17 protein-coding genes are annotated in these 23093 nt (G+C 34.7%); 5 read left to right on the top strand and 12 right to left on the bottom strand.

Features of this window, described 5'->3' with window-relative positions; all coding sequences use genetic code 11:
- Positions 1-39 precede the first annotated feature (39 nt).
- Both ppk1 and O6P34_RS10675 read right to left on the bottom strand, forming a co-directional pair.
- Entirely contained in the window at positions 40-2145 is a 2106-nt protein-coding gene (ppk1, locus tag O6P34_RS10680) for a polyphosphate kinase 1 (protein ID WP_269684494.1), read from the bottom strand.
- A 5-nt stretch (positions 2146-2150) separates the two neighbouring features.
- A complete protein-coding gene (locus O6P34_RS10675; protein WP_269684493.1) occupies positions 2151-2636 on the bottom strand; it encodes a SixA phosphatase family protein in 486 nt (161 codons plus the stop codon).
- 415 nt (positions 2637-3051) lie between these two features.
- Here O6P34_RS10675 and O6P34_RS10670 point away from each other — a divergent pair, with 415 nt between their 5' ends.
- From O6P34_RS10670 to O6P34_RS10650, 5 genes are all read left to right on the top strand, one after another.
- On the top strand, positions 3052-3600 hold the full coding sequence (locus O6P34_RS10670; RefSeq protein WP_269684492.1) for a hypothetical protein: 549 nt from the start codon (positions 3052-3054) through the stop codon (positions 3598-3600).
- Between the two features lie 38 nt (positions 3601-3638).
- Positions 3639-8855: an HYR domain-containing protein gene (locus O6P34_RS10665; RefSeq protein WP_281324522.1), complete on the top strand. Its 5217-nt coding sequence runs from the start codon at positions 3639-3641 to the stop codon at positions 8853-8855.
- Positions 8856-9016: 161 nt separating this feature from the next.
- Positions 9017-12346, top strand: a complete 3330-nt coding sequence (locus O6P34_RS10660; RefSeq protein ID WP_269684490.1) for a T9SS type B sorting domain-containing protein — start codon at positions 9017-9019, stop codon at positions 12344-12346.
- Positions 12347-12504: 158 nt separating this feature from the next.
- A complete protein-coding gene (locus O6P34_RS10655; protein ID WP_269684489.1) occupies positions 12505-13413 on the top strand; it encodes a PorP/SprF family type IX secretion system membrane protein in 909 nt (302 codons plus the stop codon).
- Positions 13414-13424: 11 nt separating this feature from the next.
- Positions 13425-15362, top strand: coding sequence for an OmpA family protein (locus O6P34_RS10650; protein ID WP_269684488.1), 1938 nt, complete (start codon positions 13425-13427; stop codon positions 15360-15362).
- 231 nt (positions 15363-15593) lie between these two features.
- Here O6P34_RS10650 and O6P34_RS10645 read toward each other — a convergent pair whose 3' ends face one another.
- The 10 genes from O6P34_RS10645 to O6P34_RS10600 all read right to left on the bottom strand — a co-directional run bounded on the left by O6P34_RS10645 (position 15594) and on the right by O6P34_RS10600 (position 23038).
- Complete coding sequence (locus O6P34_RS10645; RefSeq protein WP_269684487.1) at positions 15594-16106, bottom strand: CAP domain-containing protein; 513 nt, start codon at positions 16104-16106, stop codon at positions 15594-15596.
- A 546-nt stretch (positions 16107-16652) separates the two neighbouring features.
- Positions 16653-17297: a pyridoxamine 5'-phosphate oxidase gene (gene pdxH / locus O6P34_RS10640; protein ID WP_269684486.1), complete on the bottom strand. Its 645-nt coding sequence runs from the start codon at positions 17295-17297 to the stop codon at positions 16653-16655.
- A gap of 40 nt (positions 17298-17337) precedes the next feature.
- Positions 17338-18243, bottom strand: a complete 906-nt coding sequence (locus O6P34_RS10635) for a ribonuclease Z (protein WP_269684485.1) — start codon at positions 18241-18243, stop codon at positions 17338-17340.
- Positions 18244-18325: 82 nt separating this feature from the next.
- The gene (locus O6P34_RS10630) at positions 18326-18535 is read right to left on the bottom strand and encodes a hypothetical protein (RefSeq protein ID WP_269684484.1); all 210 of its coding nucleotides are present in this window, start codon (positions 18533-18535) and stop codon (positions 18326-18328) included.
- 10 nt (positions 18536-18545) lie between these two features.
- The gene (locus O6P34_RS10625; RefSeq protein WP_269684483.1) at positions 18546-18878 is read right to left on the bottom strand and encodes a ribonuclease Z; all 333 of its coding nucleotides are present in this window, start codon (positions 18876-18878) and stop codon (positions 18546-18548) included.
- 53 nt (positions 18879-18931) lie between these two features.
- A complete protein-coding gene (locus tag O6P34_RS10620; RefSeq protein ID WP_269684482.1) occupies positions 18932-19858 on the bottom strand; it encodes an aspartate carbamoyltransferase catalytic subunit in 927 nt (308 codons plus the stop codon).
- 8 nt (positions 19859-19866) lie between these two features.
- On the bottom strand, positions 19867-20412 hold the full coding sequence (pyrR, locus tag O6P34_RS10615; protein ID WP_269684481.1) for a bifunctional pyr operon transcriptional regulator/uracil phosphoribosyltransferase PyrR: 546 nt from the start codon (positions 20410-20412) through the stop codon (positions 19867-19869).
- An 81-nt stretch (positions 20413-20493) separates the two neighbouring features.
- Complete coding sequence (locus O6P34_RS10610) at positions 20494-21678, bottom strand: DUF418 domain-containing protein (RefSeq protein WP_269684480.1); 1185 nt, start codon at positions 21676-21678, stop codon at positions 20494-20496.
- 175 nt (positions 21679-21853) lie between these two features.
- Complete coding sequence (locus tag O6P34_RS10605; RefSeq protein ID WP_269684479.1) at positions 21854-22606, bottom strand: DUF418 domain-containing protein; 753 nt, start codon at positions 22604-22606, stop codon at positions 21854-21856.
- An 81-nt stretch (positions 22607-22687) separates the two neighbouring features.
- Positions 22688-23038 (bottom strand): heparan-alpha-glucosaminide N-acetyltransferase domain-containing protein, encoded by a 351-nt coding sequence (locus tag O6P34_RS10600; protein WP_269684478.1) that lies wholly within the window; start codon positions 23036-23038, stop codon positions 22688-22690.
- Positions 23039-23093: the final 55 nt, after the last annotated feature.

The raw sequence follows: 23093 nt of genomic DNA, 5'->3' as shown, positions 1-23093 counted from the left end.
TTTATTTGATAAACGTTTTTCCAAAAACCAAATTTAGAATTAAACGATTTCCTCTTCTACGGTTATTTTATTTTGATAGTATTTATAGGTTTCTAATTGAGCCCTAAAAACAGGATTATCTCCTCTTTCTCTGTATTTATTGTCTAATTTATGAGAATGATATCTGGCTTTAACATTGCCTTTCCATGCTAAATCAAAAATATCTATTAATTCTTGTTTGATGTCCTGATCATAAATTGGGCAAGTCACTTCAACTCTTCCGTCTATATTTCTGGTCATAATATCTGCCGAAGAAATATAAACTTCGGTTAGTCCAGCATTTCCAAAAATATAAATTCTTGAATGTTCTAAATAATTATCAACGATACTTATGGCTTCTATATTTTCGCTCATTCCAGTAATTCCTGGAATTAACGAGCAAATTCCTCTCACCTCGAGTTGTATTTTCACCCCTGCTCTACTGGCTTCATATAATTTATCAATCATATCAAAGTCAGACAAACTGTTCATTTTCAATTTCATATATGTTTTTCTACCTGCTATTGCGTGAACAATTTCTCTGTCAATCATTTTGTAGAAACGAGTTCTGGTGTAATGAGGTGAAACAATAAGATGTTTGTAACGATGTATTCTATAGTTTATTTCGAAAAAATCAAAAATTTTAGAAATGTCTTTTAGAATTTTTTGATGGCAGGTAAAAAGGGTTACATCTGTATAAAATTTTGCTGTTGTCTCATTGAAATTTCCGCTGGAAATAATCCCGTAACGCTTCACTTTTTTGTTTTCAATTCTTTCGATTACACAAATTTTGCTGTGTACTTTTAATCCTTTAATTCCAAAAATGAGTTCAATTCCTTCGGTTTGCATTTGTTCCGCATACGATATATTGCTGGCTTCATCGAAACGAGCTTGCAATTCTATTTGAACAGTTACTTTTTTACCATTTTTGGCCGCATTTATAAGCGAACTAATAATCTGTGAATTTTTGGCCAATCGATACAATGTAATTTTTATAGAAGTAACTTTTGGATCCAAAGCTGCTTCGCGCAAAAACTTGATAACATACGAATAAGATTGGTATGGCGCATGAATCATGTAATCTTTCAGGGCAATTTTTTTCATGATATTTTCATCCAAACTCAATCCTGGAATTTGCAAAGGTGGATTACTTTTATACAATAAATCGAATCTCCCAAGGTTTGGAAAATCCATATAATCTCTCCTGTTATGATATCTTCCACCTGGAATTATACTATCGGTGGCATCAATTCCCATATTGGAAAGGAAATATTTTAAAGTATCTTTTTCTATAGATTGATCATAAATAAAACGAACCGGCTCCCCAATTCTTCGATCTTTTACACTTGTAGCAATTTTTTCAAGCATACTTTTACTCAAATCACTGTCGATGTCTAATTGTGCATCTCTTGTAATTTTTATCATGTGTGCCGAAACACTTTCGTAATCAAAAATGTCAAAAATCCTGCTTAAATTAAGTCGGATTACATCATCTAACATGATTACATATTGCTTTTCATTTTCGGAAGGTAAAACTACGAATCGGTTGATTGTTTTTGGAATTTCGATTACTGCATAGCGAACTTCTAATTTTGGTTTAGTTTCATTTAAAGAAACTGCTTTATCCTTACTATTCATCACTAATTTAACAGCCAAATATCCTGAAGTATCTTTCAATAATGGAAATTGTGCCAAATCATTAAGGATAATTGTAACTAATTCCGGGCTAACTTTTTGAACAAAAAAATCTTTTATAAAATTTCTCTGCTCTGCCGAAACATTATTTTCATCAATTGTAAATATGTTTTCAGTTTCAAGCTTAGCTTCTATATCACTAAGAATTTCTAAACTTTCTGCTTGTTGATTAATAACTATTTCAGTAATATCTTTAAGCAATTGTTGTGCAGAAACGCCTCCAAGATACTTTTCACCTGATATTCCTGTTAAACTTAATCGTCTGATTGCAGCGAAACGAACTCTAAAAAATTCATCTAAATTATTAGAAAAAATCCCTAAAAATCGAAGTCTGTCTAAAAGTGGTACTGATTCATCTGACGCTTCTTGAAGTACTCTTGCATTAAAAGCCAACCAGCTTTTTTCTCTGTCAATATATTTTTGTTCTAACACAATTTTTATTTTAAATCTTTTGGGAATACTGTTTTTTTGGTTTTGCCTTTATTGATATTCACCCAACTGTCGGTATCAAATTGTAAAGATACAAATCCGGAGGTGGGAACATTTTCTATAAAAACATCTCCAAATTTATTAACAAAATTTGTAATAGCCTCGTTATGTCCGAAAAGAATAACACTTTCAAAACTATTATCACATAATTTAATCTCTTTTTCCAATTGGTTTTCATCAAATGTATACAGTTCCTTTTTATAAACGATACTTTCAATTGGATATACTATATTTTGAGCAAAAATAAGTGCTGTATCAGAAGCTCTTCTGGCAGGACTACTCCAAATTAGATACGTTTTCGGAATAAAATCAGATATATTCGAAGAAACCAAATGAGCATCAAGAATACCATTCTTAATTAAAGGTCTGTCAAAATCTTTTAATGGAGCTTCCCAACTTGATTTTGCATGTCTAATTAATATTAAATTTTTCATAGTAGAGTATCTTTTCTTAATTGGTTTTACAAAGCATCCAATATTTAAGCTACAATTTACAAAAGAAAAGTTTATCATCTTATTTTTTAAACTTTTATATAAAAAACATTTTCAAATTGTTATCCCAAAAAAGTTATTAAGACAAATTAAAAAATACCAAACCTAATTAACACAAAATCAAACACATGTTAACAAACATTAGTTAAAAATATACTAATTTTTTATTTTTTTTAACTAAAAACGTCCTTTCATCGATTATTTAGGTTTTTTACAGATAAAAAGCACCAAATCAACTCCTTGCATTTAACTTTATATTCTTACTTTTTTTTCAAAATTGAAAAATATGATTTAAAATTAAATTATGAAACAACTTTTTATATCAAAATATTTTACAAAAAATTAAAATCCTGATTGTATGAAAACAAATATCCCAAATCAAATTTTTAAGCAATCCGAACACATAATCGCAGTTTACAACCGATTATCTTTTTCGTTAAAAAGCATATTACCTTTTATTGCTTTTGTGTTATATAGTACAACTATTTATTCTCAATCCATTCCATCTGATTCTTACATACAGAATTTAAAGGCATCTGGGCAGAATGCTAGTGCAACTGAATTAGAACATTTATTATATGATCTACAATCAGCTGTCTATTTTTTTTCAGGGGAAATAAAAACATATGGAGAAAAACCAACTTCTTTTTTTACAGAAATCAATTCAATAAGTACGATTGGTTCATCAGCAACTTTAAAAAATGATATTGAAATAGTCACTATTGAGATTAATTCTATTTCAGATTTAAGCAAAACTATCGATTTATCACAGTTTTCAGGTTTCAACAAATTAAAATACATCTATATTTTATCAAACATTCAGACTAACGAAATGAATATCAATCAATTGATACAAAATCCTAATCCACAATACACGATTATTTACAAAATATCAATTGGAGGATAAATTGATCATCTGATAAATCACCATTAAAAGTTATCGTTATGAAAAAAAACTACTCTCATTATATAATAGCAAATAAAATCAACTATTTATTTATATTATTTTTTATACTAGGAAGCTATTTTACATCAAATGCGCAAGTTATGGTTCCGTTTAAGGAACGAACTTCTTCATTTACTCCTTCGAAAAAGACGTATAATGTTAAAGGAAATTTTACCATGATGGGTAATACTAATTTAACACTTCAAGATTATACAGATTCAAAAACCAATGGAAACAATACTATGAAGTATGTTGACATTGACGGTGATCCAAATACTTTAAATTCATCCTCATCAACATTAGTATTACCGACTGATAATGGTATCGCTTCAAGTTGTGCAAAAGTTGTATATGCGGGTTTATATTGGACAGGACGAGTATCGCAAAGCAATCCTAATCCAGATAATTTTTCTGTTACAAAAGGTTCTTTAACCAAGACTTTAAATAAAAGAAAAATTTCATTTAAGGGTCCAGGATCATCGACTTACGATGAATTTACCGCTACCGATATATATTTCCCTACGACAAAAGACGGTTTTATGTATACCGCTTATGCAGAAGTTACTTCCTATGTAAAAGATCATGGAATTGGGGAATATTTTGCTGCAGATATAGCCTTAAAAGAAGGAAATTTAGGTGGTGATATCGGAACTTACGGAGGTTGGGGATTAATTGTTGTCTATGAAAATTCTGCTATGAAAAATAGAGATATCACTATTTTTGATGGTCATGCCTGGGTAAAAGAAAGTACAACTGTAAATTATAACATTCCGGTTACAGGTTTTAATTCTGTTACAACTGGTGATGTAGGCATTAAATTAGGAATAATGGCTGGTGAAGGTGATGTGAATTATACCGGCGATTATTTCAAAATACAAAAATTAAATTCTTCGAATTATTTAAGTCTGAATCATACCGGAAACACAACAAATAACTTCTTTAATTCATCTATTCAAACAGGTGGAAATGCTAGAAATCCAATTTTAACAAACAATTCAGGATTAGACATTAGTATGTTTAATTTACCTAATTCAGACAAAAGTATAATAGGAAATAATCAAAATTCAACTAATTTTCAATACGGATCAACAATTGACACTTATGTAATTTTCGCAATTGCCATGGCCGTTGATGCTTATGTTCCTGAAATTGAAGGAGTTGTTTCGGCTGTTTCAATTAATGGTTCACCAGCTGGCGCCGGACCTTATACTGCTCTACCTGGTCAACAATTAGAGTATAAAATTCAAATAAAAAATAGAGGAACAGAACCTGTAAAAGACACAAAAATTACAATTCCCGTTCCTTACAATACAACATATGTAGCTAATAGTGCTCAAAAGACCATTAATTTCTCTCCAAATCCAACCCCTAATAATTTAACTTTTGAACCTACCGTTGGTGCAAATGGATCTATTGTATGGGATTTTGGTACATTACCATTACCCGCAAATAATGACCCAAATACTGTATTAGCTGAGCTTTCATTCAAATTTAATGTAACTGAAGATTGTACTTTACTAAAAAATGCAAACTGTAATAATGTAGTTCTTGTCAACGGCTTGTTAAATGGTGTTGGTGTAAATTCATTAGTAAGTGTAAGTAATAAATCATTAATTCAAGGATATACTTCGGGAGGAAATTGTGAAGGAAATGTGATACCTGCTCCACATGTAATTACCATTAATGCAGCAGATTTTGTTAATACCAACTGTCAGTCCACCCCTCCAATTACTTCTTTTACATTTTGCAAAGAAGCAACAACAATTCCTATTACTGATATCAGCGGTGCATTTCCTCCAGGATCTACTTTTTATAGTTCGTATCCAATAGTAACAGGGTCAACAATCGAATATACAATAAACAACCCTTTTCCAGCGGTAGTAGGAACTTCAACCTATTATGCAGTTCCTCCTGGAGTAAGTAACGGTTGTTATTTTGAATTTAAAATAATAGTAACTGACATTACTTCACAACCTTCCACAACTGATATTAAATATTGTATAGACGATGTTGCTCAGCCTTTAACAGCAACAGCAAGCAATCCTGCCTATACATTATATTATTATACTACGTTAACCTCTTCTGCTCAAACATCAATAACACCTTCTACAACTACTGCAGGTGAGTTTACTTATTATGTTGCCGAAGGACAAACTAACTCTTGTATTGGTCCAAAAAAAGAATTAAAAGTACTTGTGTATCCAAAACCATTAATTACAGGCCCAACTAATACAACTATTGAAGGCTGTTCCACTAGTGCTATTACAAACCTTGCTTATCGTGAAACTGCTGTTAATATTACTTTATCACAATTAACAACAGCAGGAGGTTCATTCTCCAATAATGCAAATGTTGGGATGTATTCACTGTCTTATATAGATACAAAAAGTGGTACATGTCCAATTATAGTTAATAGAACTTTTCAAATAACCTCTGCATGTGGTATAACATCAGTGAGTCAAACAATCACAATAAAAGATACAACTCCCCCTGTTATTTCTAATACAGCAGGATCATTAGATACGACTGTTCTTTGTTCCGCTGATGTACCTGCAATAAATATATCAGCTATTACCGCTACTGACAATTGTCAGGAATCTGTTATTATCAGTCATTTAGGTGATGAAATTATTTCAGGAACTTGCGCAAATAAATTCAGTATTATAAGAACATATAAAGCAACTGATGTTTGTGGGAACTCTTCAGAATTTATTCAAAACATAACAGTAAACGATAATATCTTACCAACAATTATTTGTCCTACAAATATTATTGTAAATACAGATTTAGGAACTTGTGGAGCATCAAATGTTACATTAGGAAACCCTACAATTGATGATAATTGTTCTACACCTACAGTGACAAATAATGCTCCTGCAATATTTCCTATTGGTGATACTACTGTTACATGGACAGTCACAGATGCATGTGGAAACAAAGCAACTTGTGAACAAATTGTTACAGTGAATGGTCCGACAAAACCAATAGGATTAGCCTGCTACGAAACGGCGACTTTCAATACCGTTTCTTGTACTTGGGAGGTAACGGGTACTAAACCGGAACAACCTGCTTTAGCTTGCTACGAAACAGCGACTTTCAATACGGTTTCTTGTACTTGGGAGGTAACGGGTACTAAACCGGAGCAACCTATAACTGCTTGCTACGAAACAGCGACTTTCAATACCCTTTCTTGTGCTTGGGAGGTAACAGGAACTAAACCAGAACAACCTATAACTGCTTGCTACGAAACGGCGACGTTCAATACCGTTTCTTGTGCTTGGGAGGTAACAGGGACTAAACCGGAGCAACCTGCTGTGGCTTGCTACGAAACGGCGACGTTCAATACGGTTTCTTGTGCTTGGGAGGTAACAGGAACTAAACCAGAACAACCTATAACTGCTTGCTATGAAACAGCTACATTCGATACCGTTTCTTGTGCTTGGGAGGTAACAGGAACTAAACCAGAACAACCTATAACTGCTTGCTACGAAACGGCAACGTTCAACACAGGTTCTTGTGCTTGGGAGGTAACAGGAACTAAACCGGAGCAACCTCTAACTGCTTGTTATGAAACGGCGACGTTCAATACCGTTTCTTGTGCTTGGGAGGTAACAGGGACTAAACCTGAGCAACCTGCTGTGGCTTGCTACGAAACGGCGACTTTCAATACCGTTTCTTGTGCTTGGGAAGTAACAGGTACTAAACCGGAGCAACCTGCTTTGGCTTGCTACGAAACGGCGACTTTCAATACCGTTTCTTGTGCTTGGGAGGTAACAGGAACTAAACCAGAACAACCTATAACTGCTTGCTACGAAACGGCGACGTTCAATACCGTTTCTTGTGCTTGGGAAGTAACGGGTACTAAACCGGACCAACCTGCTTTGGCTTGCTACGAAACGGCGACTTTCAATACCGTTTCTTGTGCTTGGGAGGTAACCGGCACTAAACCAGAACAACCTGCTGTGGCTTGCTACGAAACAGCGACTTTCAATACCGTTTCTTGTGCTTGGGAGGTAACAGGAACTAAACCAGAACAACCTATAACTGCTTGCTACGAAACGGCGACGTTCAATACTGTTTCTTGTACTTGGGAGGTAACAGGAACTAAACCAGAACAACCTATAACTGCTTGCTACGAAACGGCGACGTTCAATACCGTTTCTTGTGCTTGGGAAGTAACGGGGACTAAACCGGAACAACCTGCTGTGGCTTGCTACGAAACGGCGACGTTCAATACCGTTTCTTGTGCTTGGGAGGTAACAGGGACTAAACCGGAGCAACCTGCTGTGGCTTGCTACGAAACGGCGACTTTCAATACCGTTTCTTGTGCTTGGGAAGTAACAGGTACTAAACCGGAGCAACCTGCTTTGGCTTGCTACGAAACGGCGACGTTCAATACCGTTTCTTGTGCTTGGGAGGTAACCGGTACTAAACCGGAGCAACCTGCTTTGGCTTGCTACGAAACGGCGAATTTCAATACCGTTTCTTGTACTTGGGAGGTAACAGGAACTAAACCAGAACAACCTATAACTGCTTGCTACGAAACGGCGACGTTCAATACCGTTTCTTGTGCTTGGGAGGTAACAGGAACTAAACCAGAACAACCTATAACTGCTTGCTATGAAACGGCCACGTTCAATACCGTTTCTTGTGCTTGGGAGGTAACAGGAACTAAACCAGAACAACCTATAACTGCTTGCTTCGAAACGGCGACTTTCAATACCGTTTCTTGTGCTTGGGAGGTAACGGGTACTAAACCGGAACAACCTGCTGTGGCTTGCTACGAAACGGCGACGTTCAATACCGTTTCTTGTGCTTGGGAGGTAACAGGAACTAAACCGGAACAACCTATAACTGCTTGCTACGAAACGGCGACGTTCAATACCGTTTCTTGTGCTTGGGAAGTAACGGGTACTAAACCGGAGCAACCTATAACTGCTTGCTACGAAACAGCGACGTTCAATACCGTTTCTTGTGCTTGGGAGGTAACAGGTACTAAACCGGAGCAACCTACTTTGGCTTGCTACGAAACGGCGACTTTCAATACCGTTTCTTGTGCTTGGGAGGTAACAGGAACTAAACCGGAACAACCTGCTGTGGCTTGCTACGAAACGGCGACGTTCAATACCGTTTCTTGTGCTTGGGAGGTAACGGGTACTAAACCACGAAACGGCGACGTTCAATACAAACAGGAACTAAACCGGAACAACCTATAACTGCTTGCTACGAAACGGCGACGTTCAATACCGTTTCTTGTGCTTGGGAAGTAACGGGTACTAAACCGGAGCAACCTATAACTGCTTGCTACGAAACAGCGACGTTCAATACCGTTTCTTGTGCTTGGGAGGTAACAGGTACTAAACCGGAGCAACCTACTTTGGCTTGCTTCGAAACGGCGACTTTCAATACCGTTTCTTGTGCTTGGGAGGTAACAGGAACTAAACCGGAGCAACCTACTTTGGCTTGCTACGAAACGGCGACTTTCAATACCGTTTCTTGTGCTTGGGAAGTAACGGGGACTAAACCGGAACAACCTGTAACTGCTTGTTATGAAACAGCGACTTTCAATACCGTTTCTTGTGCTTGGGAGGTAACAGGAACTAAACCAGAACAACCTATAATTGCTTGCTATGAAACAGCGGCTTTCAATACCGTTTCTTGTGCTTGGGAGGTAACCGGCACTGAACCAGAACAACCTGCTGTAGCTTGCTACGAAACGGCGACTTTCAATACCGTTTCTTGTGCTTGGGAGCTAACTGGTACTAAACCGGAGCAACCTACTTTGGCTTGCTATGAAACGGCGAATTTCAATACCGTTTCTTGTGCTTGGGAAGTAACGGGTACTAAACCGGAGCAACCTGCTGTGGCTTGCTACGAAACGGCGACTTTCAATACCGTTTCTTGTGCTTGGGAAGTAACGGGTACTAAACCGGAGCAACCTACTTTGGCTTGCTACGAAACGGCGACGTTCAATACCGTTTCTTGTGCTTGGGAGGTAACGGGTACTAAACCGGAGCAACCTACTTTGGCTTGCTACGAAACAGCGAATTTCAATACCGTTTCTTGTGCTTGGGAAGTAACGGGTACTAAACCGGACCAACCTACTTTGGCTTGCTACGAAACAGCGAATTTCAATACCGTTTCTTGTGCTTGGGAGGTAACGGGTACTAAACCGGACCAACCTATAACTGCTTGCTATGAAACGGCCACGTTCAATACCGTTTCTTGTGCTTGGGAGGTAACCGGTACTAAACCGGAGCAACCTGCTTTTGCTTGCTACGAAACGGCGACTTTCAATACCGTTTCTTGTGCTTGGGAGGTAACAGGAACTAAACCAGAACAACCTATAACTGCTTGCTACGAAACGGCGTCGTTCAATACCGTTTCTTGTGCTTGGGAAGTAACGGGTACTAAACCGAAACAACCTGCTGTGGCTTGCTACGAAACGGCGACGTTCAATACCGTTTCTTGTGCTTGGGAAGTAACGGGTACTAAACCGGAACAACCTGCTTTAGCTTGCTACGAAACGGCGACGTTCAATACCGTTTCTTGTGCTTGGGAGGTAACGGGTACTAAACCGGAGCAACCTACTTTGGCTTGCTACGAAACAGCGAATTTCAATACCGTTTCTTGTGCTTGGGAAGTAACGGGTACTAAACCGGAGCAACCTACTTTGGCTTGCTATGAAACGGCGAATTTCAATACCGTTTCTTGTGCTTGGGAAGTAACGGGTACTAAACCGGAGCAACCTGCTGTGGCTTGCTACGAAATAGCAACTTTCAATACCGTTTCTTGTGCTTGGGAAGTAACGGGTACTAAACCGGACCAACCTGCTTTAGCTTGCTACGAAACAGCGAATTTCAATACCGTTTCTTGTGCTTGGGAAGTAACGGGTACTAAACCGGAACAACCTATAACTGCTTGCTATGAAACGGCCACGTTCAATACCGTTTCTTGTGCTTGGGAGGTAACCGGTACTAAACCGGAGCAACCTGCTTTTGCTTGCTACGAAACGGCGACTTTCAATACCGTTTCTTGTGCTTGGGAGGTAACAGGTACCAAACCGGAGCAACCTATAACTGCTTGCTACGAAACGGCGACGTTCAATACCGTTTCTTGTACTTGGGAGGTAACAGGAACTAAACCAGAACAACCTATAACTGCTTGCTACGAAACGGCGAATTTCAATACCGTTTCTTGTGCTTGGGAGATAACGGGTACCAAACCGGAGCAACCTATAACTGCTTGCTACGAAACGGCGACGTTCAATACCGTTTCTTGTGCTTGGGAGGTAACCGGTACTAAACCAGAACAACCTATAACTGCTTGCTACGAAACGGCGTCGTTCAATACCGTTTCTTGTGCTTGGGAGGTAACCGGTACTAAACCGGAGCAACCTGCTGTGGCTTGCTACGAAACAGCGACTTTCAATACCGTTTCTTGTGCTTGGGAGGTAACGGGTACTAAACCGGAACAACCTGCTGTAGCTTGCTACGAAACGGCGACTTTCAATACCGTTTCTTGTGCTTGGGAAGTAACGGGTACTAAACCGGAACAACCTATAACTGCTTGCTACGAAACGGCGACTTTCAATACCGTTTCTTGTGCTTGGGAGGTAACGGGTACTAAACCGGACCAACCTGCTTTAGCTTGCTACGAAACGGCGACGTTCAATACCGTTTCTTGTGCTTGGGAGCTAACGGGTACTAAACCGGACCAACCTGCTTTAGCTTGCTACGAAACAGCCACGTTCAATACCGTTTCTTGTGCTTGGGAGGTAACAGGAACTAAACCAGAACAACCTATAACTGCTTGCTACGAAACGGCGTCGTTCAATACCGTTTCTTGTGCTTGGGAAGTAACGGGTACTAAACCGGAACAACCTATAACTGCTTGCTATGAAACGGCCACGTTCAATACCGTTTCTTGTGCTTGGGAAGTAACGGGTACTAAACCGGACCAACCTGCTTTAGCTTGCTACGAAACAGCGAATTTCAATACCGTTTCTTGTGCTTGGGAAGTAACGGGTACTAAACCGGAACAACCTGCTTTGGCTTGCTACGAAACGGCGACTTTCAATACCGTTTCTTGTACTTGGGAGGTAACGGGTACACGAGCTATTCAAACGATTATCAATAGTTCTTCTTGTAACGCAGATACATCAACATTAGACTTATTGAACTTACTACCTCAAGGTACTCCTACTAACGGAACTTGGATCGACACTAATACGACTAATGCTCTACAAGGAAGTATACTTTCTCCTTTTGGACTGCCTTTAGGTTCGGTATCATTTGAATATAAAATAAATGATGAAACTTGTCCTAGAAGTATTGTATTAAATATTGCCATAAATGATGATTGTATAGTATTACCTTGTGAATCGATATTTGTTCATAATGCTTTCTCTCCAAACGGTGACGCTTTCAATCAGAAATTTGTAATTGATAATATTGATGATGTAATATGTTATCCTGAGAATACAGTTGAGATTTACAACCGTTGGGGCGTTTTAGTTTTTGAAACAAAAAATTATAATAATGAAACCAATTATTTTGATGGTACTTCTAGTGGCAGAACAACTATAAGTCAATCATCAGGACTTCCAACAGGAACCTATTTTTACATCTTGAATTACACTTCTATTGATGGTAATAACAACATTGTAACTAATAAAAAAGACGGGTATTTATACCTAAGTAAATAATTTAATTCCTGAGGGCGATACAAAGTCCTCAGGTTCTAAATAGGTAAGATTATGAAAACCCAAATTTAAAATAAACTCTATTACTATTTCTTCTGATGAACTTAAGTATTTTTTTAAAGAATAAATTTGATAGCCAACTAAAATAATAAGCAGCTACTATGAAAACAAAAATATTTTCTATCGTTTTGATGTTTACAACCTTTGTAAGTTTTGCACAACAAGATGCTCAATTTACTCAATATATGTACAACACAATTAATATAAATCCAGCATATGCAGGTTCAAGAGGTGCATTAAGTATGTTTGCATTGCATCGTACCCAATGGGTTGGATTAGAAGGAGCTCCTGTTACAAATACTGTATCGATGAATACTCCTTTAAATTCGAGTAACTTAGGGTTAGGAATTTCTTTAATAAATGATAAAATTGGCCCTACTCACGAAAATACAATTTCAGCTGATTTTTCTTATACTGTGCCCACTTCAGAAACTTATAAACTTTCATTTGGAGTCAAAGCAACCGCTAATTTATTTGATTTAGATGAATCAAGATTGACTCCCGCCCAAGCAGGTGATCCGTCTTTACAAAATTACAATACATTTTCCCCAAATATTGGTGCCGGTGTATATTTACATTCTGACAAAGCGTATGTGGGACTTTCAATTCCAAATTTTATTGAAACAAATAGATATGATGATAATGAAGTAGCTATTTTCAAAGAAAAAATCAATTACTACTTAATCGCTGGATACGTTTTTGATTTTACCGATTCAATTAAATTTAAACCTGCATTTCTATCAAAAATGACCGAAGGCGCACCACTTCAAATAGATGTTTCAGGAAACTTTATGATCAACGAAAAATTTGTTATTGGAGTAGCTTATCGATGGAGTGCAGCAATGAGCGCTATGGTTGGATTTCAGGTTTCAGATGGCATGTATATAGGATACGGGTATGACCAAGAAACAACAAACTTAGAAAATTACAATTCTGGTTCACATGAAATATTCTTGCGTTATGAAATATTTAAAAACAACGGTAAAATTACAACTCCAAGATTCTTCTAAAAATAATTATTATGAAAAATTATATACTCCTTTACATCACAATAGTAAGTGTTTTTTCATTCAACGGGTATTCACAGAAAGCTAAAATCATTTCTGGCGATAAGAAATATGACAGCTATGCTTATGTAGATGCTATAAAAACCTATGAAAGAGTCGCTGAAAAAGGATACAAATCTGCCGATATGTTTCAAAAACTTGGAAATGCCTACTACTTCAATTCTGATTTTGAAAAAGCAGCAAAATGGTATGGTGAATTGTATGCCTTAACTCCGGATTTGGAACCTGAATATTATTATCGCTACGCACAATCACTAAAAGCAATAGGGAAAGAAAACCAAGCGAATGAAATGCTGGAAAAATTCAGTCAAAAATCTGGTAACGAAACCAGAGCAAAACTTTTCAAAAAAGACAGCAATTATTTAGAAGTAATAAAAGCTAATTCTGGCAGATATAAGATTGAAGATGCGGGAATTAACTCTAAATATTCAGATTACGGAAGCGCAATAAACTCAAACCAACTAGTTTTTGCATCAGCGAGAGATACCGGAAGTCTTGGTCAACGCAAACACAAATGGACTGGTCAATATTTCACCAATCTATACACTTCGGATTTAGGGGAAGAGATTACTCCTGGGACGATTACTAAATTTGACGCAACTGTAAATTCAAAATTTCATGAGTCCACTCCTACTTTTACAAAAGATGGAAAAACAATGTATTTCACCAGAAACAACTATCTCGATGGTAAAAAGGGAAAAAATGAAAATAAAATTACTTTAATAAAGATATACAAGGCCACTTTAGCAGAAAATAAATGGACAAATATTACTGAATTACCATTCAACAGCAATAATTATAGTACAGGACATCCTGCACTAAGTCCGGATGAAAAAACACTATATTTCGCATCGGATATGCCAGGAACTTTGGGACAATCTGATTTGTTTAAAGTAAAAATAAATGAAGAAGGAAGCTTTGGAACACCTGAAAATTTAGGCAATACAATCAATACCGAAGGAAAAGAAACTTTTCCTAATATAACTGATGAGAATGAAATTTATTTTGCCTCAGACGGACATCCAGGACTTGGAGGATTAGATGTATTTATGTCCAAAATAAATTCAGACGGAACTTTTGGAGAAGTCCAAAATGTGGGTTCTGACATAAACTCTCCCAAAGATGATTTTGCTTATTTAATTGACACTAAATCCAGAAAAGGTTTCTTTACTTCTAACCGAGATGGCGGACAAGGATCTGATGATATTTATAAATTTTTAGAGACCCGAAAACTAATTTGCTTGCAAGAATTATCCGGAATTGTAACTGATTTAGAAACATCTGAAATACTTCCCGGAACAAAAGTTTCTTTGTTTGATAATCAATTCAATAGTATTAGTACTATTATTACAGACGGAAATGGCTACTATTCTTTTGAGGTTGAATGTGGTAAAACATACAATATAAGAGCTGAAAAACAAGAGTACACTACCAAAGAACAAAAAATCACAATAGCAGTATCAAACGGAAAAACAACTTTACCTATTGCGCTTGAAAAAGCAACTTGTAAAGTAGCGATTGGTGATGATTTAGGTAAATGTTTTGGTATAAAAATGATTTATTTTGATTTAGACAAATCATTCATTCGAACTGAGGCTGCATTAGATTTAGAAAAAATATTAGATGTATTAAACCAAAATCCAACAATGAAATTAGATATTCGTTCACATACTGATAGCCGACAAACATTCAAATATAATGAAGCATTATCTGAAAGAAGGGCAAAATCTACTGTACAATGGTTAATCAAAAACGGCATCGATTCCAGTAGATTAACCGGTAAAGGTTATGGTGAAACACAGTTGATAAATAAATGTTCAGACGGGGTAAAATGTACCGAAGAAGAACATCAACTAAACAGGAGAAGTGAATTTATTATCACTGCCTTATAAATACTTTAATCTTAAAATTCAAAAAGCTGTCTCTAAAAAAGGTAGCTTTTTTGTTTGAAATAAATCTTACTACAAGAATATTAATTAGTGAGAAAGACACATTATAAAAGTCCTTAAAAAGGCATTTTACTTTTGTCATTGCATCAATTTATTGATATAATATAAATAGATTACAAATAAAAAAAAACCGCCAAAAAGGTAGTTTTTTAGTTTAAAATAAAGAATTTAAATTTATATTTTAATAAATATATTAGTGTAATATTTTTTACCAGTAGCAGGATTTTCTCTTATTGCAATTCCAAAGTGAGTAAAATTACCTTCTATGTTTTCTCTGTGAGATGGGCTTTTTAACCAAGCATCAACTGCACCTTGAGGAGAATTGTAATTGAATGCAATGTTTTCAGAAACTGATTTTGCTCCAACTTTTTTCATAATATCTTCAGAACGAGCTACAAAATCATTGTGGCTAACTATATTGTTTGTTATCATGTAATTATCATGTTCTTCAGATTTAAAAGAAACATAATCATTTTTTTCCAAAGCGTTTAATCCGATACTAACCCTGTAAGTGTTGATTAAATTTAAAGTTTCTAATTCAGATGCACTATATGAATATTTTACAAGAGTAGATGTAGAAGCTATAGTTGAACTTACGTCTGATGAATCAGCAGAATCAGGAGAACAAGAATTCATTGTGAACATAATTGCTATAAGCATTAACGAACGGATAATTGTTGATTTCATGGCAATGGTAATTTAAATTGTGTAACTTTAAGTGAATAACTGCTTTGAATTATTACTCAAATTTACAAAAAACATCGCTAAAACACACAAGATAATCGATGAAATACATATTTTGTTATTTTTCATAGTACATATACTACATAAAATAAAAATATTTAAAACGCAAATTATGAATTAGTCAAAAAAAAAGAAATTACATAGCACTAAAAAATCATAAAACTTAAAGAAATTATAATGCTGTAAAAAAAGGAAAATATCAATATTAAAAAATGTTCTATAAAAACAATAGTATTAAATGGGCTTAAGAAGGATTACAATTCAATTTTAAGAGAAAAAAAATTATTAAAAAAAAAGATGATTATAACTTTAATTACTAAAGTAATAATCATCTTATAAAAGTTATTCCTATTTTATATTAAAAAATATTCGGTAAAATATTTGCTTTTTAAATTCTTTATTTGATTTAAAACTTAAAAATACCGCTAAAAAACAAACAATATCGACAAAATACATTTATTTATTTAAAAAATATTCTTTTTTCTTACTTTATGGAGAAAGTCTATCTGTCTTCCAAGAATAATCTTCTTGAGCAATAAATCGAATTCTGTCATGCAATCGATTTGGTCTGCCTTGCCAAAATTCTACTTCTAAAGGAGTTACTAAAAAACCTCCCCAATGTTTAGGTCTGGGAATTACTATACCTTCATAATCAGCTTCTAATTGTTTTAAATTTTCTTCTAAATACGCTCTGGAAGGAACAACTTCACTTTGATTAGAAACTATTGCGCCCAGTTTACTTCCATCGGGTCTCGAATCAAAATAACCATCAGATATATTTTCCGGAGTTCTATTAGCTATTCCTTTTATAATCACCTGACGCTCCATACTAGGCCAAAAGAAAGAGAGACAAACCTTTGGATTCAACTCAATGGCCTTTCCTTTTTCTGAATTGTAATTGGTATAAAAAATAAAACCTTCTTCATTAAATTTTTTCAACAAAACCACTCTTGATTTAGGAAACCCATCTAAACCAATCGTTGAAACCGTCATAGCATTTACTTCCTCATTACCCCCAAAATCTTCGACTTCATGAAACCATCTGTTAAAAAGGTTAATAGGATCTTCCGGAATATTAGATTCTAACAATTCGCTCTTTTCGTACGATTTCCTGTAATTACTTAAATCTTTCATTTTATACTATTTTTATAACGGTTATCACCGATTTTTTTAATTATAACTCAAACGACACACCGTCATCAGCCAGAAGTACATTTGGAAACACTTGTAAAGCTTCTTCTTTAAAAAGTTCTACAGAGTCATATCGAGTAGAATAATGACCTAAAATAAGCTGTTTTACATTTGCTTTAAAAGCAATTCTAGCAGCATCTTGCGCCGTAGAATGCAAGGTTCTTTCTGCTAAACGCTCTTCAGATTGCAAAAATGTAGATTCATGATATAAAACATCTGCATTTGCTATAATAGGAAGTATTGATTCATTATACACTGTATCAGAACAGAAGGCATAATTCTTTGCTGGAAGCGGATCAAAAGTCAATTTTTCGTTTTCAATAACTCTTCCATCATCTAAAATAATGTCTTTCCCGTTTTTTATTTTTTGATAATAACAGGAATCGATTTCATAATTTTGAACAGCATCTAAATTGAGTTTCCGCTCGCCTATCTTTTCCTGAAACAAAAAACCATTGGTATAAATACGATGTTTTAACGGTATGGTTTTCACAAAAACCTTTTCATCTTCAAAAATTACTTCACTTTCGTTTGATTCTAATTCATGAAAAAACAATCCGTAATTTGTCCAGGAATTTGACAAACGCAATTGTAACAGACAAATTTCTTTTATTCCTTTTGGACCATAAATATGCAAATCAGTGACTCTGTTAAGCAATGTAAAAGTAGATATCAGACCAATTAGTCCAAAAAAATGGTCTCCATGTAAATGCGAAATAAAAACATGATTGATTTTTGAAAACCGGATTTTGTTTTTGCGCAATTGTACTTGAGTCCCTTCTCCGCAATCAATCAGAAAAAGTCGATTTTTTATTTCTAATAACTGGGAAGTAGGATTTGTAAAAGTTCGCGGCGTTGCTGCGTAGCAACCAAGTATGGTTAGTTTCAATTTTTAGTTTAAATTTAAAGTTAGCATAGACTTAAAATTGAACACTTTCTATAATTTATTCCAATTTTTATTTAAAACTGAATTATATAGCATCAATATTCTTTTCTTTTTTGGATTGTCTTATTTGTAAAATCATTGAAACAGCCATCAATAAATTTGCCGCTATTCCCCAATAATTAGTTGATTTATTTACAAATACGCTAAACAAATTAACACCCAATAAAATTAAAAAACCAACAAGTACTATGATTCGGAAAATGTTTAGTCTTTTTGAGTTCTTGTAAAAATCCATGTATTTAGGTTTAAAATCCCAAGTCTCTTTCAATCTCTTCCATATCAATAATATCGTGGGCTTCTAATACTGAAGGAACAACAATTAATTTAGCAGGAACTGCATTGTAATCAAAATCGGAAGCAACAATAATAAATGATTTTTTATTTTTTTTATGCTGTTTAGATAATGGCAAAAACAACTTAATCTGGTCAATAGACAAGTTATTATAATGCAACAAATCTATAATTATATTATGGCTTTCGAATGTTTTAAATTGGCTGGTGACTTTCGTCAAAAAAGAAGAAAGATCACCTTGTGTGTCTTTAATTGTAATCGTGTGGCCTTTTTGATCTACTTTCATCTTTTTTAGATTTCTAATTTACGGATAAGCTAAGTTACCACCTTTCTCTCAAACTACTGAATTTTTGAAGCCAAAAGATAGATAACTGCCATTCGTATCGCAACACCATTTTCTACTTGATTTAAAATTACAGATTGTTGTGAATCTGCAACATCACTGGTAATTTCAACTCCACGATTAATGGGGCCTGGGTGCATAATTACAATTTCTTTATTAAGGGAATCCAAAAGGTTTTTATCTACTCCATATTGTTGAGCATATTCTCTGGTAGAAGGGAAAAAATTCACATCCATTCTTTCGTTTTGCACACGCAACATATTAGCCACATCACACCATTCAAGCGCTTTTCTTAAATTAGGTTCAACTGTAACACCGAGCGATTCAATATACCTTGGAATTAATGTATTAGGACCACAAACCTTAACTTCTGCACCTTGCATTTGTAAGGCATAAATATTAGACAAAGCCACTCTTGAATGCAGAATATCACCAACAATAACCACTTTTTTACCCGCCACATCACCTAATTTTTCTCTAATTGAATAACTGTCCAATAAAGCTTGTGTAGGATGTTCATGCGCTCCATCGCCTGCATTTACGATACTTGCTTTTACATTTTTTGACAAAAAGTAAGCAGCTCCGGGATTTGAATGGCGCATTACGACCATATCAACTTTCATCGAAAGGATATTATTGACAGTATCTATAAGTGTTTCTCCTTTTTTCACAGAAGACTGAGCCGCTGAAAAACTGATAACATCTGCTGATAACCTTTTTTGTGCTAACTCAAAAGAAAGTTTTGTTCGGGTACTGTTTTCAAAAAAAATATTGGCAATGGTAATATCCCGTAGGGATGGGACTTTTTTTATGGGTCTATTGATAACTTCTTTAAAATGATCGGCTGTTTCAAAAATAAGGTCAATATCTTTATTGTTGATATATTTTATTCCTAATAAATGATTTACGCTTAGTTCGCTCATTTCTATTTTTATTGATTATTATTGATTAAAAAAACACCATCTTCACCGTCTTGTTCTTTCCAGCATACCTTTACTTTTTCGCCATTAATTGCATCTACCTGACGCCCTCTGTAATCTGGTTGAATAGGCAAATCACGGCTAAATCGACGGTCTATTAAGGTTAAAAGTTCAATCCCGGAAGGTCTTCCAAAAGATTGTATTGCCGTTAAAGCTGAACGAATACTGCGTCCTGTATATAAAACATCATCAATAAAAATGACTTTCTTATTCTCAACTAAAAAGTTAATCTGGGTTTTATTTGCTTCTAAAGGCTTGTTAGTTCTACGAAAATCATCCCTGAAAAAAGTAATATCCAAATACCCTAAAGCTATATTAGGCACCTGATATTCCTTTTCTAACAAATCTTTTAAACGCTCTGCTAAAAAAGTTCCTCTTGGCTGAATCCCTATTAATATCGTATCCGAAAAATCTAGATGTTTTTCAATTAACTGACAAGCCAAACGGTGCAGAATGATATTGACTTCCTTAGAAGTGAGCAATACTTTTTGATTCATAATACGATTTTGTTTGGTTGAGCAAATATACAAATTCCGATTTAATGATTTATTAATAATTCAGAATAGAACTATTATTTATTATTTACCAAAAGAAATCCAAGTTGCTTTGTGCCAAATATATTCTAATGGCCCTTGTTTATGGGTTTTAAGCCACCACGTACAAAAAGACAATTGGATAAAAAACAAAACAATACCTATTAACAAGCAATATGTTGCGCCGGTATATTCAAAAAGTCCCAGTCCGTAACGGTAATATATAAACGAACCAATCATAGATTGCATGATATAATTGGTCAAACTCATTTTTCCAAATGGAATCAACTTAGCAAGGGTTCCCACAACTGATTCTTTTTGATACAAGAGTACAAAAACCGAAACAATAACACACATAAAGGCAAAATTTGACCAAGAAGAAAAAATAACCGACAGTTTATTAGACATCGTTACTCTCGTTACAAGCGTTGCAATATATGTTTTTAATAAATACAAGGGAACAAATAAAACAATAGCATAACGCAAAACCTTTTTCCAAAACTGGATATTTTCAACCGTTGTGGTAAACATTTGTTTTCTGCCCAGCAACATTCCTAACATAAATAAAGCTGGAGCTTGAAAAAATCGTCCGTTTTCCCAAGACCACAATAATGAAGCAATTTTTCCTAATGTCAAATTCCCAATTACATAATCCATAAAAGAACCGTTTTTCATAAAATTCCCTATACTTTCATAATAAGCATTAGATAAATTTGGCGGAGCCACATAATCCGGATTTAAAGCATAATAGATGCATCTTGCCCATTCCAAAGGTTGTAACATCAAAATAACCGCAGTTATAAAAACAGCTTTGTTGCTCCAGTTCACCACCGGAATTAATATAAGTCCCAAAAAGGCATATAAAGTTAGAATATCCCCTTGGTAAAAAGCAGTGTTAATCATACCAAAAACTAACAATAGCATCATTCTCCAAAAAAATCGGACCCTGAAATCATTTCCTTTCTTTACTTGATTATCATTTTGAATGTAAAAACTAAATCCAAAAAGAAGGGCAAAAATAGCATACGATTTTCCTCCAAAAAGAAAAAACAAACTATCCCAAACTATTTTATCAAGAGCTACAAGCCAATCCGGAAAGGATTCCGGCAAATGATAATATTCAAAATGTTCTACATTATGAAGTAACATTATTGACATAATAGCGAAACCTCTCAAGGCATCAACAACTTCTATTCTAGGATTTTTTAAACTGAAAGTACTGTTGGTCATTTTTTAAAATTGGTATAAATTTAAACTTAGCGAATTTCAAATATAATTTTTTTTTGAAGAAAATCTAATTTTATAAAATAATTAAATCCATCAGCGCCCCTTTAGACGAAAAAAAAGCCCCAAACCTGAAGTTGAGACTTTCTCATTTTTAAACAATTACATGTGTAATGCATAATTATTTGCGAAATGAAAACCAAGTTGCTTTATGCCAAATTGACTCCAAAGGACCTTGTTTATGGGTTTTTAGCCACCATGTACAAAATAATAATTGTAAAATAAACAAACTGATTCCTATAAGTAAACAATACGTTGCTCCTGTGTACTTAAACAACCCTAACCCATATTGATAATATATAAAAGCGCCTATAACAGATTGCATGATATAATTAGTCAAACTCATTTTGCCAAAAGGAACCAACTTAGAAAGCAATCTGTTCAGCTTCATTTTTTGATATAACTGTACAAATGAAGAAACTAAAACTGCCATAAAAGCAACATTCGACCAAGAAGTAATGATAACAGAAAGTCGGTCTAGTTCTGCTTTTCTGGAAATAATATCCGGTAGATGTGTTTTTAATATAAATAAAGGGACAAATAAAAGGATTGAATACAAGAATACTTTTTTCCAAAAACGGGATGTTGCTGTATTGATAACAAAAAGTTGTTTTCGACCAACTAACATTCCTAACATAAACAAAGCTGGTGCCTGAAAAAATCTTCCGTTTTCCCAAGACCAAAACATGGCAGCCATTTTCCCAATTTGCAAGTTTCCGATAGCGTAATCTATAAAAGAATTACTGTTCAGATAAAGTCCCATTTTACCAAAATAAAAATCAGAGGTATTTGGCGCAGGAATATAATCCGGATGAAACAAAATATAAACATATTTAGTCCATTCTAAAGGTTGCAACATCAAGATCACAGCCATACTAAAAACAGCTTTATTACTCCAATTTACTACCGGAATTAATGTGAGTCCGAGTACTGCATAAAGCATCAATATGTCGCCTTAGTAAAAAAGAGTATTCACAAAACCAAAACCAAACAACAGTATCAATCGCCAAAAAAAACGTACTCTGAAATCTTTCCCTTTTTGTTCTTGATTGTTATTTTGAATATAAAAACTAAATCCAAAAAGCAATGCAAAAATAGCATACGATTTTCCTCCAAATAAAAAAAACAAAGTATCCCAGATTATTTTGTCCAATGCTTTCAACCAATCCGGGAAGAATTCCGGAAAAAAATAGTAATCAAAATGTTCAATATTATGAAGTAACATAATCGACATAATGGCAAAACCGCGCAAAGCATCAACAACTTCTATCCTAGGTGCTTTTAAATTAAAAGAATTATTTGGCATATGAATTAAAATTTCTATTTGAAATCAAAAGTAATTTTTTATATTAAAATTCATG

This window comes from Flavobacterium lacustre, assembly GCF_027474525.2.
Classification (GTDB): Bacteria; Bacteroidota; Bacteroidia; order Flavobacteriales; family Flavobacteriaceae; genus Flavobacterium; species Flavobacterium lacustre.
Note: the sequence above shows the minus strand (reverse complement) of the source record. Positions and strands in the feature narration are given on the sequence as shown.

Bases quoted from the DNA above. Each gene is read 5' to 3' on its own strand.
- O6P34_RS10645 (WP_269684487.1), bottom strand. From the start codon at position 16,106: ATGAAATCAACAATTATCCGTTCGTTAATGCTTATAGCAATTATGTTC.
- O6P34_RS10625 (WP_269684483.1), bottom strand. From the start codon at position 18,878: ATGAAAGTAGATCAAAAAGGCCACACGATTACAATTAAAGACACACAA.
- pdxH (WP_269684486.1), bottom strand. From the start codon at position 17,297: ATGAAAGATTTAAGTAATTACAGGAAATCGTACGAAAAGAGCGAATTG.
- O6P34_RS10655 (WP_269684489.1), top strand. From the start codon at position 12,505: ATGAAAACAAAAATATTTTCTATCGTTTTGATGTTTACAACCTTTGTA.
- O6P34_RS10630 (WP_269684484.1), bottom strand. From the start codon at position 18,535: ATGGATTTTTACAAGAACTCAAAAAGACTAAACATTTTCCGAATCATA.
- O6P34_RS10600 (WP_269684478.1), bottom strand. From the start codon at position 23,038: ATGCCAAATAATTCTTTTAATTTAAAAGCACCTAGGATAGAAGTTGTT.
- O6P34_RS10670 (WP_269684492.1), top strand. From the start codon at position 3,052: ATGAAAACAAATATCCCAAATCAAATTTTTAAGCAATCCGAACACATA.
- O6P34_RS10650 (WP_269684488.1), top strand. From the start codon at position 13,425: ATGAAAAATTATATACTCCTTTACATCACAATAGTAAGTGTTTTTTCA.
- O6P34_RS10665 (WP_281324522.1), top strand. From the start codon at position 3,639: ATGAAAAAAAACTACTCTCATTATATAATAGCAAATAAAATCAACTAT.
- O6P34_RS10610 (WP_269684480.1), bottom strand. From the start codon at position 21,678: ATGACCAACAGTACTTTCAGTTTAAAAAATCCTAGAATAGAAGTTGTT.
- pyrR (WP_269684481.1), bottom strand. From the start codon at position 20,412: ATGAATCAAAAAGTATTGCTCACTTCTAAGGAAGTCAATATCATTCTG.
- O6P34_RS10675 (WP_269684493.1), bottom strand. From the start codon at position 2,636: ATGAAAAATTTAATATTAATTAGACATGCAAAATCAAGTTGGGAAGCT.
- O6P34_RS10620 (WP_269684482.1), bottom strand. From the start codon at position 19,858: ATGAGCGAACTAAGCGTAAATCATTTATTAGGAATAAAATATATCAAC.
- O6P34_RS10605 (WP_269684479.1), bottom strand. From the start codon at position 22,606: ATGGCTGTGATCTTGATGTTGCAACCTTTAGAATGGACTAAATATGTT.